The following is an 18,178-nucleotide window of genomic DNA, read 5'->3' on the forward strand; positions in this document are numbered from 1 at the left end:
GCCGACGCCCAGGTCACAATAATGCGATGAGTTGGTGGCTCGCGCAGTCCGAGCACACGTTGACCCAGCGGGTGCCGGCCCGACCGGAGGAGGTCCGCGACTTCTACGTGGACCTGGACAGCCTGGCGCTGTTACACCCGCTGATCGTCTCCGTGGAAACGTTGGCGCGCTGTAGAACTGACGACGGTTACCTGCACAGCTATCGCGTGCGGGACCGTATCGCACTCGGACCGTTGACCGTCGGGATTACCTACCGCGCCCGGCTGCGCGTGCCGGCGGTGGGTGACGTGCGGACCGAGGCGGATCAGTTCCCGGGCGTGCGCCTGCGCGGAACGGTCCGCTTCGAGCCGGACCCGGCGGGCGCGCGGGTGACCGAACGGATCCAGATCGCCGCGCCGCGGCCGCTGGCCGGGGTCACGGCGCGGCAGGCGGTCAAGGCGCACCGCGAGATGTTGGCCGGGCTGGCCGCCCGCTTCGCGGGCCGGTCCTGATCTCAGGGGCTGCGCCACTGCGAGGACAGCGCCAGCTCGGACAGGTATTTCGTCGTGCTCCAGCCGCCGTCGACGACGATCGTCTGCCCGTTGATGAAGGCGCCGCCGGGCGAACACAGGAAGGCGACGGTGCTCGCGACGTCGTCGACGGTGCCCAGCCGCTGGTGCGGCGTCATCTCGGTGTTGATTCGGCGAAACCGCTGATCCTGCAGGCGGTGCTCGGTCATCGCCGTCTGGATCACGCCGGGCGCGACGGCGTTGCACCGGATTCCCTGCGCCCCGTATTGGCAGGCGATGTGGGTGGTGAGCGCGGTCAGGCCGCCCTTGGCCGCCGAGTAGGCGCCGCCGCGCAGCCCGCCCACCACGGCGAACGTCGACGTGACGTTGATGATCGCCGAGCCCGGTTGCAGGTGCGGGAGGACCTCGCGGATGAGCCGGAATGGGGCACGCAGCATGAGCCCGAGGAAGTGGTCCAGCGATTCGTCGTCGGTCTCGTGCACCGGCTTGGGGCTGCCGATCCCGGCGATGTTCACCAGGAAATCGATGCGCCCCCACCGGTCCACGGCCGCCGCGACCAGGCGCCGGGGCGCGTCGTCCTCGGTCAGGTCCAGGGCGACGGTGGCGATCCGCTCGGCATCGCCGATGCGCTTTGCGAGCGCCGCCAGCTTGTCGTGGCTGCGTCCCGTCGCCAGCACCGCCATGCCCATCCCGGCGAGCTTGGCGGCGCAGCCCGAACCGATCCCGCCGCTGGCCCCCGTCACGACCGCTACCTGCATGTCACCGCTGTGCTTCCATGAGCGCCGCCTTGATCCGATGTTTGAGTATTTTGCCCGCGTCATTCTTCGGCAGGACGTCCCAGACGACCACCTGCTCCGGGGCTTTGAACCGCGCGACGCCGCACCGTTGCAGGAAGTCGCGCAGCCCGGCGACGTCCAGGCCGGACGGAGGTGCCGCCGGAGCGGGCACGACGACGGCGCAGGCCCGCTCCCCGGTGCGCGGGTCGGGCAGGCCGACGACCGCGACCTCCGCGACGCCGGGATGCCCGGCCAGGACGTCCTCGACCTCCTTGGGTGAGATGTTCTCGCCGTTGCGGATGATGAGGTCCTTGGCGCGTCCCGTGACCACGAGGTAGTCGCCGTCGATCCAGCGCGCCAGGTCCCCGGTGCGGAAGTAACCCTCGTCGTCGAAGCAGCCGTCCTCGTCGTCGGCGTGGTGGTAGCCGACGAGCATCTGCGGCCCGCGCGCGCAGATCTCACCGTCGACCAGCTTGACCTGCGCCACGCCCACGCGACCGTCGGTGTCGGCCGCGTGCTCGACGCACCCGAGCGACCCCACCGTCGTCACCGGTACCTCGGTGGACCCGTACACGCGGGTGACCACCGCCGCCTCGAAATACGTGGTCGCCCTGCGGATCAGCGTGGCTGGCACCGAAGCGCCGCCGCAGACGAACAGCTTCAACCGCGGCAGCCGGGTGCCGGCGCGCCCGGCGGCGGCCATCAGCTGCACCAGAAACGGTGTCGCTCCGGCCATGTGCGTACAGCGTTCGCCGTCCATCAGGCGGACCGCGTCGTCGGCGTCCCAGCGTTCCATCAGCACGGCGGTGCTGCCCAGCAGCAGCGGGCATTCGAACGCGTAGATGGAACCGCCGATGTGCGCGATCGGCGAGGCCACCAGGAAGCCGTCACCGGGCTCGACGCGCCAGTGCTGCCGCAGTTGCCGGATCAACGCATGGATCGAATTATGGCTGTGCAGAACCCCTTTGGGACGCCCCGTGGTGCCCGACGTGTAGAGGATCATGCGGACCGCGTCGGCGTCGAGTTCCGGCAGGACCCCTCCAACCGCGCCCCGGTGCACCAGCTCGGCAAACGACGTGCCGTGGGCGTCGGCGCCGGCCCGCACGAGGACGACCTCGGGCGGGGTCGCCAGGTGCGCGGTCACCCGGTCCAGCATGGCGGCGTAGTCGTGGCCGGCAAACCGGGAGGGCGCGAACACGATTCGGCTGGCGGCGTCTTCGAGGAGGAAGCGCAATTCCCGGTCGCGCAGCGACGGCAGGATGGGGTTAGCCACCATGCCCGCCAGCGTCGCGGCCAGGTAGATCACCGCGGCCTCGTGCCAGTTCGGCAGCATGAACGACACCACGCTGCCCGGGGGATGGCGCGACGACAGCGCGTGGGCCAGGGACAGCGCCTGGCGGTGCAGGGTCGCACAGTCGAGCCGGACGGCACCGTCGACGATGACGACCCGCTCGGGCGTGGTGGCGGCGGCCTCTTGCAACGAGTCGGTGAGCGTGCGGCGGGTCCACCAGCCGCGCGCGTAGGCGTCGGCGGCGCGGGCGTCGTCCCAGCGGACGCGACGGCCCCCGATCAGCCTGGTGGACGGGCCCATCAGCCGCGGACGCGGCGCATCGTCATCGAATGACGGAAACGCGACGCGGGATGGGTGTTGACGGTGACCTGGGCGACCTGCCCGTCGGAGGTGGTGTACGTGCGTTGCACCTGCAGCGCCGGCGCGCCGGGCTCGACGCCGAGCCCGGCGGCCAGCGCCGGGGCGATCAGCACCGCCGCGACCTCCTGCCGGACCTCGACGACGCTCAGGCCGAACAGGTCCTCGATGAGCGGAAAGATGGGGCCCTCGTGGCGCTGCAACAGCCGCCCGACCCCCGCGAAGGCACGGTTGATGTGGTACTCGGTGCGGCACAGGGCGGCCTGCGAATCGTCGCCTTTGGGTCGGCGGAACCCGCGGACGGTCAACCACTGCTCGTCGCCGGCCAGGCCGGTCCACGCCGCCAAGTCGTCACCGAGTGGCGCCATCGCGATGGAGTCGATCGCGAAACGCGTCTCAGTGGCGAAGGCCAGCAGGTCGTTGATCGACATGACGTGCTGGACATAGGAATCCGCGGACGGCCGCGGTACCACCAGCGTTCCGGTGCGGGGTCGCGAGGACACCAGGTTGTCGTCGCGCAGCCGCCGCAACGCCTCCCGAATGGTGTAGCGGCTGACCGAAAACCGTTCGCAGAGCTCATGTTCAGTGGGCAATTGTGAACCGACGGGATACACGCCCTCGACGATGTCCTTGCGCAGCGCCCGTGCCACCTGCAGGTAACGGTGGTCCGCCATCTTGGTGTCCGGCATCGGCGTGCCCGTCAGGTTTCCCGCCGCAGGGCCAGGACGCTGCCGTCGGCGTCCGCGGAGACGTACAACGTCCCGTCCGGGCCGGCGGCGATCCCGGCGAACGGACCCTGCGGACCCGAGAACGGCGGCATGCCGCGCAGCGGCTTGGGCACCACGCCCGGCGGCGCGCCCACCGGCAGATCGGACGCGACGACTTCGCGGGCACCGGTGGTCGCGTCGAACGCGACGATTTCCTTGGCGCCCGCGTCGACGACGTAGACCCGCCCCGCCGACACCGCGATGCCCTGAGGGCGCTGCAGGCCATCCAGCACCGGGGCGATCGCGCCACCCGCCACCCGCACCACCCGCCCGGCGCCGGTCTCGGTGACGAGGCAGGTTCCGTCGGCCGCGATCGCGACACCCGTGGGTTCGTGCAGCCCGGACGCCAGGGTCTCGACGCCGCCGGTCCGCAGGCACAGCACCCGGCCGGTGCCCATCTCGGCGGTCACGATGGACCCCCCGGGCGCCACGGCGACGCCGTAGAGCTGGTCGAATCCGCCTGCCAGCACCTCGCTTTCGCTGCCGCCCGGCCGGTATCGGGCCACCTCACCGTTGGCGGTGGTGACGACGAACTCGCCGGCCGCGCCGTCGACCGCGGCCAGCCCGCGCAGGAAGCCGGGGTATCCGGGGCTGAACAACATGCCCGCGGTCCGCAATGGCCCGCGCTCGGGATCGGGGTCGGGCTCTAGCGCATACAGGTACGTCCCGTCGGCGATGAACAGGGTGCCGTCGGCGCCGAGCGCGAGGTCCAATGGCCAGTTCAGCCCCCCCGGCAGCACGGTGCGGCACTCGCCGCCGTCGAGGATCTCGGTGATCTCGCCGGTGAAGTTGGAGACGAACAACCGGTCACCGACGAAGGTCAGGTTGTCCAGTCCAGGGTTCAGCGTGGCCAGCACCGTGCGCGCGCCGCTACGGGGATCGATGCGCAACACCTGCCCACTGTGTACCTGCGTCGAGACAAGACACCCGGTCGAATCGAACTTGACCGCATCGGGAACGCCCAGGTCCCCGGCGACCCGCTCGGGTTCGCCGCCGTCGGGGTGGATGCGCCAGATCTCGTTGGCGGTCATCAGCGGGAAATACAACAACCCGTCGGGCCCGACCTCCATCGCGTTCGGCGACGGCGCGTTCTCCAGCAACACCCGCGGCGCTCCGCCGGCCATGTCGAATTCCAGGAGGCGCCCGCCGTCGCGGCATTCGCCGATGAACAGTCGGTCCCGGTGCACGGTGATGCCGTTCGCCGACGGCACGTCGTCGCGTAGCACCCGGGTATGACCGCCCGCGTCGCGCACACTCACCCGGCCGTCCATCACCTCGGTGGCATAGAGGTTTCCGCGGGAATCGAACGCCACGTCGTCCGGGCCGACGATGTCGCCGCCCTTGGCGCTGACCGTGTCGAGGCGCCCGGTCGCCAGGTCGAGCGCGCTGACCTGGCTGCCGGTCACCTGAGCGATGTAGACGCGGCCGTCCGGCCCGGTGCGCAGCCCGTTGGCGCCGAAGAGCCGGCTCGGCGCTGTCAGGCGCGCGAGCGCCCAGCCCGGCGCGAGCCGCGGCCCACGCGGGGGCGAGTAGCGGCCGTCGAGGCGCACCGGTCGAGTCGTCACCGGTCGGACCATAGCAATCGGGCAATGGTCCAGACAATAGCCCCAATAGCCCGGGGATTCTCGGGCCGACCCCCTTGACGAGCCCGCACGCCCGGAGAATCATGCTCTCTGATGAGTGCACGCCGTTATCTGGTACGGACAAATTCCTGACCGATGGGACATGACCTTCTCGACCTCGCCGGGCGCATCGTCGTGGTCTCCGGGGCCGCGGGTGGCGGCATCGGGACCGCGATCACCCGCACGGTCGCCGAGGCCGGCGCGACGGTGATCGCCGTCAGCCGGAGGCAGGACAACCTCGACCGCCACCTCGCGCCCCTGCGCGACGCCGGCCTACCGGTCGTGCCCCTCGCCGCCGACGCCTCGACCGACGACGGCATCGCCGCCACGCTCGAGGCGGCGCGCGCGGCCAGTGGCGAACTGTATGGGCTGGTCAACGTCGCCGGCGGCGCCGACCCCGCAACCTGGATGCCGTCCACCCGGGTGACCCGCGGCGACTGGCGCGACCTGTTCGCGCGCAACCTGGAGACGATGTTCTTCATGAGCCAGGCCGTCGCCGCGGAGTTGCGGGGCCGTGGCCGGCCTGGCTCGATCGTGTCCCTCTCCTCGATCAGCGGGATGAACACCGCCCCCTTCCACATCGCTTACGGCACGGCCAAGGCCGCGATCGCGGCCGCCACCCGCACCATGGCGGTCGAACTGGCCGGGACCGACGGGACACCGGCGATCCGGGTCAACGCGGTCGCCCCGGGGGTCATCAAGACGCCGGCGTCCGGCACCTACGTCGACGACGACGCCGAGCGCGACCGGCGCGCCATCGCGATGGGACGGCGCGGCTGCCCGGAGGAGATCGCAGGAACCGTGCTGTTCCTGCTGTCGGACCTGTCCAGCTACGTCACCGGGCAGACGCTGTTGGTCGACGGCGGGCTGAACCTGAAATGGGGCCACCTGGGCGCCGACAACACGTCGCTGTTCCTCAAGGACGAGGCGTTCCGCGCGGCCATCACGGACGGGGCCTGAGTCGCCGGCGGCGACCAGAGAGCGAGGAGGGGCGATGACGGAGAACGGCGCCGGCGCGGCGCAGGAACTCAGCGCACCGGTCACGATCCCGGTGCAGGCCTACCTGTCACAGGATTACCTGCGGGCCGAACGAGACAAGTTGGGGCGCAAGGTCTGGCAACAGGTCGGACGGGTCGAGGACCTGCCCAGGGTGGGCAGCTTCCTCACCTACGACATCCTCGACGACTCCGTCATCGTGGTGCGCACCGGTCCGGACACCCTCAAGGCGCACCACAACGTCTGCATGCACCGCGGCCGGCGCCTGATCGATGTGCCCGAAGGGGCGAAAAGCGCCTGCGGACAACGCAAGTCGTTCGTGTGCGGGTTTCACGGCTGGACCTACGACCAGGACGGCGCCTGCGTCCACGTGCCCGAACGCCAGGACTGGCAGGGCGCCCTGACGCCCCAGAACACCCACCTGGCGTCGGTCAACGTTGACACCTGGGGCGGCTGGATCTGGATCAACATGGACCCGGCGGCCGAACCGCTGCGCGACTACCTCGAACCCGCGGCCACCATGCTCGACCCGTTCCGCCTGCAGGACATGCGGTGCAAATGGCGTAAATGGCTGCACTTCGACTGCAATTGGAAGGTCGCGATGGAGGCCTTCAACGAGACCTACCACGTGGCCACCACCCACCCGCAGTTCAACAAGTTCGGCAACTTCCGCGGGTGGGCGCACGCGCAGGGTAAGCACAGCAACATCGGTTACGACGCGCCCGCCGACCTGGAGGAGACCAAGTCCAAGATCCGGCTGGGAACCGGCGCGGACCCCCGCGTCTCGACCGCCGAAATGCAGATCTACACGTTGGAGGAAACCAACGCCACCACCACCAGAACGCTGGTGGAGGCGGCGCGCCGCCTGGTCGACGAGCTACCCGAGGACGCTCCCGCCAACCAGGTGCTCGAGCACTGGTTGTCCTCGGCGCGCCGCGACGACGCCGACCGCGGGGTGGTCTGGCCGACCATCGATCCCGAACACCTGGCCAAGAGCGGGACCGCGTGGCAGATCTTCCCGAACTTCCAGATCGGGCAGGGCCTGACCACCGCGCTGTGCTACAGCGCCCGGCCGCACGGTTATGACCCGGACAAGTGCATCTTCGAGGCGTCGTGCTACGAGCTGTACCCGAAAGGCGAAGAGCCACACACCGAATGGGTGTACGCCGCGCCCGACGACCCGAGCTGGCGCAGCGTGTTGCCGCAGGACTTCTCCAACATGGCCGCCGTCCAGCAGGGCATGAAGTCCTACGGATTCACCGGCCCCAAGCCCAACCCTTACATGGAGCGCAGCACCGCGAACCTGCACCGCAACCTCGCCCGCTACCTGGGCACCGGGGCACCGAGCGAACTCGCTACCGGATTAGATGGAGGAGATCGACAGTGAAAGTCAACCTGGGATTCGGAGCCCACAACTCCCACGACTGGGACCGGGTGCTCGCCGAGGACTTCAGCCACCCGCCCGCGACGCCCGACTGGGAGTGCGTGCAATCCACCCTGGCGATCGCCGATCTCGCCGAGCCCCTGGGGTTCGACGGCATCTGGATGCCCGAGCACTGCGGTACCCCCTATGGCATGACGCCCAACCCGATTCAGGCGCTGAGCTATTTCGCCGGCCGCACCGAACGAATCAGCCTCGGGACCTTCGTCGCCGTCGCGCCGTGGTGGCACCCGATTCGGCTGGCGCACCAGATCGCCTACCTCGACATCATCTCCAACGGCCGCTACACCACCATCGGCATCGGGCGCGGCGTCTCGAAGAGCGAGTTCGACGCCGTCGGCGTGCCGCGGGAGGAGAGCCGGCAGCGGTTCAACGAGACCCTCGACATCCTGGCGCTGGCGTTCTCGGGGGAGCGGTTTTCCTACGAGGGCGAGATTTTCACCGTCCCGGAGATGTCGTTGCGGCCGGAACCCCAAAGCCGCGACCTGTTCTCGCGGATCTACAGTTCGTCGTCGACCGCCGAGTCGTTGGAGATCTTGGCCCGCCGCGGCATGGTGCCGCTGTTCGTGGGCAACAAGCCGATCGAAGACGCCGGCCGAGAGGTCCAGAAGGTCAACACGTTCCGCAAGGAAGAGGGCCTGGCGCCGTGCCAGCCCAAGAACGTCATGTTCATGTACTGCACGACGGAGGACCCGGGCAAGACCGAGGAATGGATCTGGACCGCCAACCGCGACGTCACCGTGCACTACGGTTTCGCCGACGCCTCGAACTTCAAGGGCGTCAAGGGTTATGAGGCCTACGCCGCCCGGGAGGCCACAGCGACGGCCGTCCTCGCCTCCTCGGTCACCGGGTCGGACGCGGGTCCGGCGCAGGCGGCGCCGACGAAAACCCCCGGCTACCACGCATCTAACCTGCTGATCGGCACCCCGCAGGAGATCTTCGACCGGATTCAGGCCGCCCAGCGGGCGTGTTCGTTCTCCGAGCTCACCATCGTCCCGCAGTTCGGCACCATGCCCTACCCCGAGGCGATGGCCAGCACCCGGCTGTTCGCCGAGGAGGTGCTGCCCGCGGTGCAGGACATGGCGGCGCCGCTGCACGCCGCCGCGCTCCCCGAAAACGCCCTGGCATGACGGCGTTCTCCGGCCAGGACTGCCCGCCGTCGCAGACTCCCGACGACGTCGACTTCGACGCCCTGCGCGCGAAGTACCGGCTGGAGCGCGACAAGCGGCTACGCCCCGAGGGATCCAAGCAGTACGTCGAACTCGTCGACGATTTCGCGGGCTACTACGAAACCGACCCGCACAGCCCACCCTTGGTGCGCGACCCGATCTCGGCGGACATCGACGTCGCCGTGATCGGCGGCGGGTTCGGTGGCCTGCTGTGCGGCGCCTCCCTGAAAAAGGCCGGGGTGCAGGACGTCCGCATCATCGAACTCGCCGGTGACTTCGGCGGCGTCTGGTACTGGAACCGCTACCCGGGCATTCAGTGCGACAACGAATCGTATTGCTACGTACCGCTACTCGAGGAACTGAATTTCGTCCCGTCGAAGAAGTTCGCCGACGGCGCCGAGATCTACGAACACTGCCGGCGCATCGGCAAACACTACGGCCTCTACGATTCCGCGATCTTGTCCACCCAGGTGCGCGCGCTGCGTTGGGACGAGAACCTGAGCCGCTGGCGGGTCGGCACCGACCGCGGCGACGACATCCGGGCCCGCTTCGTGGTGATGGCCTCCGGGCCGTTCCACCGGCCGAAACTTCCCGGCATCCCGGGGATCAACGAGTTCTCCGGCCACAGCTTCCACTCGTCACGCTGGGATTACGGATACACCGGCGGTGACAGCTCGGGCGGGTTGGACAAGCTCGCCGACAAGCGTGTGGCGGTGGTGGGCACCGGCGCGACGGCGATCCAGATCGTGCCGTTTCTGGGCCGGTACGCCAAAGAGCTGCTGGTCTTTCAGCGGACCCCGTCGTCGGTCGGGGCGCGTAACAACGCGCCGACCGACCCGGACTGGGTGAAATCGCTGCGGCCGGGCTGGCAGAAGGAGCGGCAACGCAACTTTCACGCCTGGACCTTCGAGGGGATGGCGCTCGGCCAGCCCGACTACGTCTGTGACTTCTGGACCGAACTGGGCCGCAACACCGCCGCGCGGGTGCTCGCCCTTGACGACCCGGCGTCGCTGACCCCCGAGCAGTTCATGGCGATCCGGGAAGAAGAGGATTTCAAGGTCATGGAGCGCCTGCGCCGCCGGGTCGACAGCCTCGTCGAGGATCCGAACACCGCCGAAGCGCTCAAACCGTACTACCGGTTCCTGTGCAAGCGGCCCACCACGAACGACGAATACCTGCAGACCTTCAACCGCCCGAACGTGCGGCTGATCGACGTGTCGGGCAGCAAGGGAGTGCAGCGGGCCACGCCGAAGGGGTTGGTGGCCAACGGGATTGAATACGAGGTCGACTGCATCATCTACGCGAGCGGCTTCGAGATCACCACGGAGATCAGCCGCCGCTATTCGATCGAGACCATCACGGGCCGCGACGGGGTGTCGCTGTTCGACTCTTGGCGCGACGGCTACAAGACGCTGCACGGCATGACCAGCCGCGGGTTTCCCAACCAGTTCTTCACCGGCTTCACCCAGGTCGGCATCTCCGCCAACATCGCCGCCAACTACGAATTGCAGGGCGAGCACATCGCCTACATCATCGCCGAGGCGCTGGCCCGCGGCGCGACGACCGTCGAACCCACCGAGGCCGCCCAGCAGGCGTGGTGCGACACCATCCGGCAGAACGCGATCGACAACAGCGCGTTCGATCGCGAATGCACGCCCGGCTACTACAACAACGAGGGCGGCGGCGCCGGTGCCCAGGCGGGCGAGGGCATCCGCTCCCACCTCGGTGAGCCGTACGGCCCCGGTTTCTACGCGTTCGGGGAGCTGCTGGCCCGATGGCGCGACCAGGGCGATCTGGACGGCTTGACGCTGGGATCATGACCGGCGAGCTGAGGTTCGACGACCGGGTCGCCGTGATCACCGGCGCCGGTAGGGGATTGGGCCGCGAATACGCGCTGCTGCTGGCCGCCCGCGGCGCCAAGGTGGTGGTCAACGACACCGGCGGCGCCCTGACCGGGGCGGGCGCGGACTCCGGCCCCGCCCACCGGGTGGCCGCGGAGATCGTGGCGGCCGGCGGCGAGGCGGTCGCCAACACCGACTCCGTCGCGACGGCCGACGGCGGCCGGCGCATCGTCGACGCCGCGCTGGACCGCTACGGGCGCGTCGACATCCTCATCCACAACGCCGGCACCGTGAGGCGCGCATCGCTGAAGCAGATGAGCTACGAGGATTTCGACGCCGTCCTCGACGTCCACCTGCGCGGCGCGTTCCACGTTGTGCGCCCGGCCTTTCCGGTCATGTGCGCCGCGCGCTACGGTCGCATCGTGCTGACCTCCTCGATCGGCGGGCTCTACGGCAACCACGACGTCGCGAACTACGCGGCCGCCAAGGCGGGCCTGCTGGGCCTGTCCAACGTCGTCGCCCTCGAAGGCGCCGCCGAGGGCGTGCGCTGCAACGTCATCGTCCCGTCGGCCGTGACGCGGATGGCGGACGGTATCGACGTGTCGGCGTACCCGCCGATGGGCACCGACCTGGTGGCCCCGGTGGTGGGGCTGTTGGCCCACGAGAGCTGCCCGGTCACCGGCGAAATGCTGGTCGCGATCGCCGGCCGCGTCGCGCGGGCCGTGGTCGCCGAGAGCCCGGGCGTGCACCGCCGGTCGTGGTCCGTCGAGGACGTGGCCGAGCAGATCGACGCGATCCGCTACCTCGCGGCGCCGTTGGTGTTCCCCGTCGTCCCCGACGGGCACGCCGATCACATCCGGTACAGCTTCGACACCGCCTCGCGGGCGACGCGGGACGGGGCCCACCATGTCTGACGGCGCGGCGCGCGGCGGTCCCCTCGCCGGGGTGCGGGTGGTCGACCTGACCGCGATGGTGATGGGGCCGTACTGCACGCAGATCATGGCTGACATGGGCGCCGACGTCGTCAAGGTCGAGCCGCCGCGGGGCGACGACACGCGTTACGTGTCCGTCGGGCCGGTCCGCGGCATGGGCGGCGTGTTCGTCAACGTCAACCGCGGCAAACGCGCCATCACCGTCGATCTGCAGACGGAGGCGGGAAAGACGGTGCTGCGCGCGCTGATCGAGCGCGCGGACGTGTTCATCCACTCGATGCGCTCGAAGGCGATCGCACGGCTCGGCTTCAGCTACGACGAGGTGGCCGCCATCAACCCGGCCATCGTCTACACCAACTGCTACGGCTACGGCCGGCGCGGCCCCCACAGGGATCTGCCCGCCTACGACGACACCATCCAGGCGGCGTGCGGCCTGCCGTATGTCCAGGAACAGCTCACCGGGGAACCCAACTACGTCGGCACCATCATGGCCGACAAGGTCGCCGGCCTGACCGCGCTCTACGCCACCACGATGGCGCTGTTCCACCGCGAGCGCACCGGCGAGGGTCAGGAGGTGGAGGTCGGCATGTTCGAGACGATGGCGTCCTTCATGCTGGTCGAACACGCCAACGGCGCCATGTTCGACCCCCCGCTGGGGCCGGCGGTCTACCCGCGTACGGTCGCCCCCAACCGCAGGCCGTACCGCACCAGCGACGGCTACATCGCCGCGCTGATCTACAACGACAAACACTGGAACGCGTTCATGGCGGCCGTGCGGCCACCGTGGGCCGGCGAGATGTACGCCACCCTCGAAAAGCGGTCCCGCCAGATCGACGCGGTGTACGCGTTGCTGGCCGAGACGCTGGCGCAGCGGACCACCCAGGAATGGCTCGAGCTGTTCCGGGAGCTGGAAATCCCCGCCTCCCCGCTGTCCAGCCCGGCGACGTTGTTCGACGACGAACATCTCAACGCCGTCGGCTTCTTCGAGACGGTGCCCACCGAGCACGGCCCCGTGCGCTTTCCCGGTGTGCCGACCTGGTTTTCCCGGACGCCCGGGCGGGTCGCCGGACCCGCGCCGCAGCTCGGGGCCCACACCGAGCAGGTGCTCGACGAGCTCGGCCTGGCTCCCGTCGACGCCGAGCAGGCCGGGCCCAGCTAGGCCCCGCGGCGTCGGCCGCCGCGGCGCGGGGGCGCCCGCGTGTCTTCGCCGGGATCCGGCGCGGCCGCCCTTAAGCTGGCTCCGATCAACAGGAGGGGCAGCGACGTATCGGCATCAACTATGGCGCCGGACGAGATAGTGGTCAGGGCGCGCTGACGACAGACACCGAGCCGGGCGGGCCGAAATCCGCACCGGCTCGTGGCGCTCACCCCCGGTGGGTGGCGCCCGTGCGCAGGGCCGGCCGGCTGGCGATTTGGGATCGGCCGGAGCGGCGCAACGGGATCCCCGCGCTCGACGGGCTGCGCGCGATCGCGGTGGCGCTGGTCCTCGTCGGGCACGGTGGAATCCCCGGAGTGAGCGGCGGTTTCATCGGCGTCGACGTCTTCTTCGTGCTCAGCGGATTCCTCATCACCTCCCTGCTGTTGGACGAGCTGGGCCGTACCGGCCGCATCGACCAGACCGGCTTCTGGATCCGGCGGGTGCGCAGGCTGCTGCCCGCGCTGGTGTTGATGGTCCTCACGGTGGCCGCGGCCCGCGGGCTGCTCCCCGAACAGGCGCTCACCGGCCTGCGTAACGACGCCATCGCGGCGTTCCTGTGGATCGCGAACTGGCGCTTCGTCGCCCAGAAGACCGACTACTTCACCCAGGGGGCGCCGCCGTCACCGCTGCAGCACACCTGGTCCCTGGGCGTGGAGGAGCAGTACTACTTCGTGTGGCCGCTGCTGCTGATCGCGGTGGCGCTGGCCCTGGCGGCGCGCGCCCGGCGGCGGCGCAGCTGGGCCACCGTCGGCGACGTCCGGTTCGTCGCCTTCCTCGTCGCCGCGCTGGGAGCTTTGGCCTCGGCCGCGGCCGCCATCGTGCTGGTGTCCGACGGCACCAGGGACCGGGTGTATTTCGGCACCGACACCCGCGCGCAGGCGCTGCTGATCGGGTCCGCGGCGGCGGCCCTGCTGGTGCGGGACTGGCCGTCGTTGAACCGCGGCTGGTGCCTGATCCGGACGCGGTGGGGGCGCCGGGTCGCCCGGATCCTGCCCGTGTTCGGCCTTGCCGGGTTGGCGGCCGCCACCCACTACGCGACGGGCAGCGCGGGCGAGTTCCGGCGCGGTCTGCTGGTCGGCGTCGCGGTGGCCGCCGTCTTGGTCGTCGCCCCGGTGGCGCTCGAGCAGCGGGGCCTGGTCGCCCGGCTGCTCGCGGTGCGGCCGCTGGTGTGGCTGGGCACCATCTCCTACGGCGTGTACCTGTGGCACTGGCCGATCTTCTTGGCCCTCAACGGCGAACGCACCGGGTGGTCGGGGCTGCCGCTGTTCGCCGCGCGGTGTGGCGCCACCGTCGCGCTGGCGGCCGCGTCGTGGTGGCTGCTGGAACAACCGATCCGCCGCTGGCGCCCGGCGCGGGTGCCGCTGCTGCCGCTGGCCGCCGCGACCGTCGCCAGCGCGGCCGCGATCACCCTGTTCGTGGTGCCGGTGGGCACCGGTCCCGGGCTGCGCGAGGTCGGCCTGCCGCCCGGGGTCTCGGCGGTGGCCGCCGTCACGCCGTCGCTGCCCGCGGCGCGCCCGGGCCCGCGAGACCCCAACCGCCCCTTCACCGTTTCGGTGTTCGGCGACTCGATCGGGTGGACCTGGATGCACTACCTGCCCCCGACGCCGGGGTTCGCGTTCCTCGACCACACCGTCATCGGCTGCAGCCTGGTCCGCGGCACCCCGTACCGCTACCTCGGGCAGACTTTGGAGCAACGGTCGGAATGCGACGGGTGGCCGATCCGGTGGTCGACGCAGGTCAGCCAGGACCAGCCGGACGTGGCGCTGCTCATCATCGGCCGCTGGGAAACCGTCGACCGCGTCAACGAGGGCCAGTGGACGCACATCGGCGACCCGACATTCGACGCGTACCTCAACGGTGAACTCGAGCGGGCCTTGAACATCGTCAGCGCCAACGGTGTTCGCGTCGTCGTGGCCTCGGTGCCGTACAGCCGGGGCGGGGAGAAGCCGGACGGCCGGCTCTACCCCGAGGACCAACCCGACCGCGTCAACCTGTGGAACACCATGTTGCGCAAGACCGTTGGCCACCACCCGAACGTCCAGATCCTCGACCTCAACAAGAAACTCTGCCCGGACGGTGTCTACACCGCGAAGGTGGACGGCATTAAGGTGCGCAGCGACGGTGTCCACCTCACCCCCGAAGGGGTGAAGTGGCTCACGCCGTGGCTCGAGGAATCGCTGCGCTGAACACTTAGCCGGTGCGGCAGCTGACCTCCATGCTGTCGCTGTCGCGAACGTTGAAGTTGAAGCTCACGTAGCCGTTGTCCGGGTTACGGACCCGGTCCAGGTACGGCTGGGTGTCGGCGGCGTTGGTGTTGTCGGCGACGATCAACACCCCGGGCGACAACCGCGGTTCGAGCAGTTCCAGCACCGGCAGGTAGAGGTCTTTCCACCCGTCCAGCAAGACGAAGTCGACGCTGCCCGACAACTCGGACAGCGTGACCAGGGCGTCGCCTTCGAGGATGGTGATGAGGTCGTCGAGGCCGGTTTCGGCGAAAGTGTCTCTGGCGGCGGCGATTTTGGTGGTGCTGAGCTCGGTGGTCACCACTCGGCCGGCGCCGTTGTCGCGCACCGCCGACGCCAGGTGCACGGCGGAAATGCCGAACGACATCCCGAATTCGACGACGGTCGCGGGCCGGGTCGCGCGCACCAGCGAGTACAGCAGGCGGCCGGCTTCGGGCGTCACCGGGATGTAGAACTCGCTCATCGCCTCGGCACGTTCCTGGGCGTTCATCGGCCGATCGAAGGTGCCCCGCCGTTCGCGCAGCAGTGACATCTGATTCTTCGACTCGGTGTACATGCGGTCGAGCGTCGACGCGACCCTGGGGTCCTGCAGCGTTGTGGTCATGCCCTCGAGGGTAGGCGCCGTCACGAAACTGTAAACGTGTTTGACGAGCCTCAATCCGGGGTGTAGACATGTCTTCGCAAGCACCTCGGTAGGTGAGGCGTCTGCACGGACACAGGCCACTGACCCCGAACGTCGAGAGACGCCCCGGGTCAGGACAGCTCTTCCCGGACCCAAGGGTTGAGCCCAAGTGGCTTCCGGACCACCAATGATGGTCGGATACGCCGTGCAGTGCCGAAGCTCCGACGAGGGGGTGTTGTCGGCGGCTCGGCTATACCGGGCATTCGCGCTCCCTCGTTACAGGTGAGGATGGTTGACACCCGCGTGTGTCATGGCCGTGAGGAGGTGAGGGCGAGATGAGTCCCGGCGATAGTCCCTATCCGATAGTCGTCTTCACCCGATCCGGATCCGGCAAGCGTTCTGCCGCCTGAACTTTCGTTCGGCGCCCCGCAGGGCGGGCCGGTGTGATCGGCTCCAGGGGAGGAAAACATCATGACCTTTGTTATCTCGCACCGCTTTTCGGGGGCCACGAGGACCCGCGGCATGTCGATGCTGCGCGCCGGCAAGCTGCTGGCGAGCAGGATGCACAGCAGGCTCTGCCTGACCCCGCAAGAGCGGGCCAACCTGTACGTGTCGCGGATGCCGATCGCGGTGGTGACGCCGCCGCTGGGTGGGCGCCCTGCGGACCGTCCCGAACACCGCCACTGAGCCCACGTCTGAGCCCGCGTCAATTCTGCGGCAGCAGAACGATTTTCCCGCGAGTGTGCCGCTTCTCGAGTTCCTCGTACGCGTCGGCCACCCGGTCCAGGGGATAGGTGGCGGCAATCTCGAAATCGATGGTTCCGGCGGCGACGAGGTCGGCGATCTCGGACAGCACCTCCGGCGTCGACGCGTCGGAGCTGCCCTCCGTCTTGGCGCCGACCTCGCCCGCCTTCGCGAACGAGATGATGGTGTCGATCCGGTCGGGCGCCACGCCGAGGTCCACCGCGAGCTGCACGTAGTCGGGCCCGAACAGGTCGATGAACGCGTCGATGCCGTCCGGCGCCGCCTCGCGAAGCCGGTCGGCGAGCCCGTCGCCGTAGGCGATCGGGACTGCGCCGTGGGCGCGCAGCCAGTCGGCGTTGCCCGGCCCCGCGATGCCGAGCACCCGCGCCTTGCGCAGACCCAGCAGCTGCACCGTCACGCTGCCGACACCGCCCGCGGCGGCCGAGACGGCAACGGTCTCGCCGGGTTGCGGGTCGACGGCGCGGACTGCCGCGTAGGCCGTCACGCCGACCACATACAGGGACCCGGCCACCTCCCAACTCAATTCGGCCGGTTTGCGGATCAGCTGGTTGACCGGGACGACGGTGTGCGTGGCGTGGCTGGAGCGCTGGGCGCTGAACCCGAGCACCTCGTCGCCGACGGAGAACTCGGTGACACCGGGGCCCACGGCGGTCACGACCCCGGCCAAGTCGCTGCCCTCGCCGGAGGGGAAGGTGGCGGGAAACATCTCCTCCATCGCGCCGGACCGAATCGCGGCCTCGCCGGGGTTGATTCCCGCGGCGCGAACCTCGACCACGACTTCGCCCGCCGCGGGCGTCGGCACGTCGATGTCCGCCACATACAAGACGTCCCGGCCTCCGTACCGGTCGAACCGCACCGCTCGCGCTGCCGCTGTCCCCATTGTCATCTCCTCCCGCGTGCCGCCACCGGCACCGAAATCGCGCCCACCGAGTCCCGGCGGGCTTATGTTCTCCTAACGCCAGCGGGGTACCCCGGCATTTCGCCGGCAAAATGACGGCCCCGAATCATCAGGGGGCGATCGGAAGGGAGACGCGTGCGCAGCGGCAGACGCGGCCCGGCGTTGACGATCGCGGCGGCGCTGACGGCCGCCGTCGCCGCGGGTTGCGGCGTGACCCCCGCGCCCGCGCCGCCGGCCGCGACGTCGTCGGCCTCGCCCGGCTCGCCGACCGCCGTCACCGGGCCGCCCCCGGGTCAGCCCACCGACTACAGCTTCTTGCTGGTCAAGCCCCGCGACATCGGCGGGGAGCTGACGGCGTCGCAGCCACCGCTGCTCAACCCCGACAACACGCCCGGCGCCACCCAGCTGTTCGCCAACGCCGACAAGACGCGGCGGGTGTGGGACACCGTCCAGGTCTTCGCGGACCCCAACGCCGCCACCGCCGAGCTGGCCACCGCGAAAGCGACCTACGCGGACAAGGTGATCGGCACGTGGCAGCCGCTCGGCCTGGGCGGCGCCGGCGCCCTGATCACGGGCGTCTCGCCCGACAACGCCCAGGCCGTCACCGTCGTACTGTTCACCGAGGGCCGGGCGCTGGGCACCCTCGAATTCGACGGCGCACCCGGCGATCCCGTCGACCCGGCGCTGGCCACCGCCATCGCCGGCAAGCAGGACGACGCGATCAAGAAGGGGCTGCCCGGCTGACCGGGCT

At 69.8% G+C, this 18,178-nt stretch carries 16 protein-coding genes and 1 riboswitch; of the genes, 10 read left to right on the top strand and 6 right to left on the bottom strand.

What is annotated here, in order from left to right:
• Positions 1 to 26 precede the first annotated feature (26 nt).
• Positions 27 to 491 carry an SRPBCC family protein gene (locus A5700_RS12405; protein WP_068073924.1) on the top strand — a complete coding sequence of 155 codons (465 nt, stop codon included), beginning with the start codon at positions 27 to 29 and terminating at the stop codon, positions 489 to 491.
• 2 nt (positions 492 to 493) lie between these two features.
• Here the strand turns inward: A5700_RS12405 and A5700_RS12410 are convergent, their stop codons facing one another.
• Genes A5700_RS12410 through A5700_RS12425 form a run of 4 tightly spaced genes read right to left on the bottom strand, consistent with a single transcriptional unit; the run spans position 494 to position 5,277 of the window.
• Positions 494 to 1,267 (bottom strand): SDR family NAD(P)-dependent oxidoreductase, encoded by a 774-nt coding sequence (locus A5700_RS12410; protein ID WP_068073922.1) that lies wholly within the window; start codon positions 1,265 to 1,267, stop codon positions 494 to 496.
• A 1-nt stretch (position 1,268) separates the two neighbouring features.
• The gene (locus A5700_RS12415) at positions 1,269 to 2,876 is read right to left on the bottom strand and encodes an AMP-binding protein (RefSeq protein WP_068073920.1); all 1,608 of its coding nucleotides are present in this window, start codon (positions 2,874 to 2,876) and stop codon (positions 1,269 to 1,271) included.
• Complete coding sequence (locus A5700_RS12420) at positions 2,876 to 3,622, bottom strand: GntR family transcriptional regulator (RefSeq protein ID WP_068073919.1); 747 nt, start codon at positions 3,620 to 3,622, stop codon at positions 2,876 to 2,878. Before A5700_RS12420 ends, A5700_RS12415 begins: the two co-directional genes overlap by 1 nt.
• Positions 3,623 to 3,633: 11 nt before the next feature.
• Complete coding sequence (locus tag A5700_RS12425) at positions 3,634 to 5,277, bottom strand: SMP-30/gluconolactonase/LRE family protein (RefSeq protein ID WP_068073917.1); 1,644 nt, start codon at positions 5,275 to 5,277, stop codon at positions 3,634 to 3,636.
• A gap of 141 nt (positions 5,278 to 5,418) precedes the next feature.
• On the opposite strand from A5700_RS12425, the gene A5700_RS12430 reads away from it, so the two are divergent.
• The 7 genes from A5700_RS12430 (at position 5,419) to A5700_RS12460 (ending at position 15,085) form a co-directional block, all read left to right on the top strand.
• On the top strand, positions 5,419 to 6,282 hold the full coding sequence (locus A5700_RS12430; RefSeq protein WP_068073915.1) for an SDR family NAD(P)-dependent oxidoreductase: 864 nt from the start codon (positions 5,419 to 5,421) through the stop codon (positions 6,280 to 6,282).
• A 34-nt stretch (positions 6,283 to 6,316) separates the two neighbouring features.
• Positions 6,317 to 7,705, top strand: coding sequence for an SRPBCC family protein (locus tag A5700_RS12435; RefSeq protein ID WP_068073913.1), 1,389 nt, complete (start codon positions 6,317 to 6,319; stop codon positions 7,703 to 7,705).
• On the top strand, positions 7,702 to 8,889 hold the full coding sequence (locus tag A5700_RS12440; RefSeq protein WP_068073911.1) for an LLM class flavin-dependent oxidoreductase: 1,188 nt from the start codon (positions 7,702 to 7,704) through the stop codon (positions 8,887 to 8,889). The genes A5700_RS12435 and A5700_RS12440 overlap by 4 nt, the downstream gene beginning before the upstream one ends.
• Positions 8,886 to 10,748 carry an NAD(P)/FAD-dependent oxidoreductase gene (locus tag A5700_RS12445; protein WP_068073909.1) on the top strand — a complete coding sequence of 621 codons (1,863 nt, stop codon included), beginning with the start codon at positions 8,886 to 8,888 and terminating at the stop codon, positions 10,746 to 10,748. The genes A5700_RS12440 and A5700_RS12445 overlap by 4 nt, the downstream gene beginning before the upstream one ends.
• A complete protein-coding gene (locus tag A5700_RS12450) occupies positions 10,745 to 11,683 on the top strand; it encodes an SDR family NAD(P)-dependent oxidoreductase (RefSeq protein WP_068073908.1) in 939 nt (312 codons plus the stop codon). The genes A5700_RS12445 and A5700_RS12450 overlap by 4 nt, the downstream gene beginning before the upstream one ends.
• Positions 11,676 to 12,860: a CaiB/BaiF CoA-transferase family protein gene (locus tag A5700_RS12455; RefSeq protein WP_068073907.1), complete on the top strand. Its 1,185-nt coding sequence runs from the start codon at positions 11,676 to 11,678 to the stop codon at positions 12,858 to 12,860. Before A5700_RS12450 ends, A5700_RS12455 begins: the two co-directional genes overlap by 8 nt.
• Before the next feature lie 227 nt (positions 12,861 to 13,087).
• Positions 13,088 to 15,085, top strand: a complete 1,998-nt coding sequence (locus A5700_RS12460) for an acyltransferase family protein (protein WP_068074006.1) — start codon at positions 13,088 to 13,090, stop codon at positions 15,083 to 15,085.
• Positions 15,086 to 15,089: 4 nt separating this feature from the next.
• On the opposite strand, the gene A5700_RS12465 is transcribed toward A5700_RS12460, so the two are convergent.
• Entirely contained in the window at positions 15,090 to 15,746 is a 657-nt protein-coding gene (locus A5700_RS12465; RefSeq protein ID WP_068073905.1) for an O-methyltransferase, read from the bottom strand.
• Positions 15,747 to 15,823: 77 nt separating this feature from the next.
• Positions 15,824 to 16,003, top strand: a riboswitch (M-box (ykoK) riboswitch).
• A 232-nt stretch (positions 16,004 to 16,235) separates the two neighbouring features.
• Here A5700_RS12465 and A5700_RS12470 point away from each other — a divergent pair.
• Positions 16,236 to 16,451, top strand: a complete 216-nt coding sequence (locus tag A5700_RS12470) for a hypothetical protein (protein ID WP_068073903.1) — start codon at positions 16,236 to 16,238, stop codon at positions 16,449 to 16,451.
• A 19-nt stretch (positions 16,452 to 16,470) separates the two neighbouring features.
• Here A5700_RS12470 and A5700_RS12475 read toward each other — a convergent pair whose 3' ends face one another.
• A complete protein-coding gene (locus tag A5700_RS12475) occupies positions 16,471 to 17,409 on the bottom strand; it encodes an NADP-dependent oxidoreductase (protein ID WP_068073901.1) in 939 nt (312 codons plus the stop codon).
• 153 nt (positions 17,410 to 17,562) lie between these two features.
• On the opposite strand from A5700_RS12475, the gene A5700_RS12480 reads away from it, so the two are divergent.
• Positions 17,563 to 18,171 (top strand): hypothetical protein, encoded by a 609-nt coding sequence (locus tag A5700_RS12480; protein ID WP_068073899.1) that lies wholly within the window; start codon positions 17,563 to 17,565, stop codon positions 18,169 to 18,171.
• The last annotated feature ends 7 nt before the right edge of the window (positions 18,172 to 18,178 follow it).

This window comes from Mycobacterium sp. E1214 (assembly GCF_001666755.1).
GTDB lineage: Bacteria > Actinomycetota > Actinomycetes > Mycobacteriales > Mycobacteriaceae > Mycobacterium.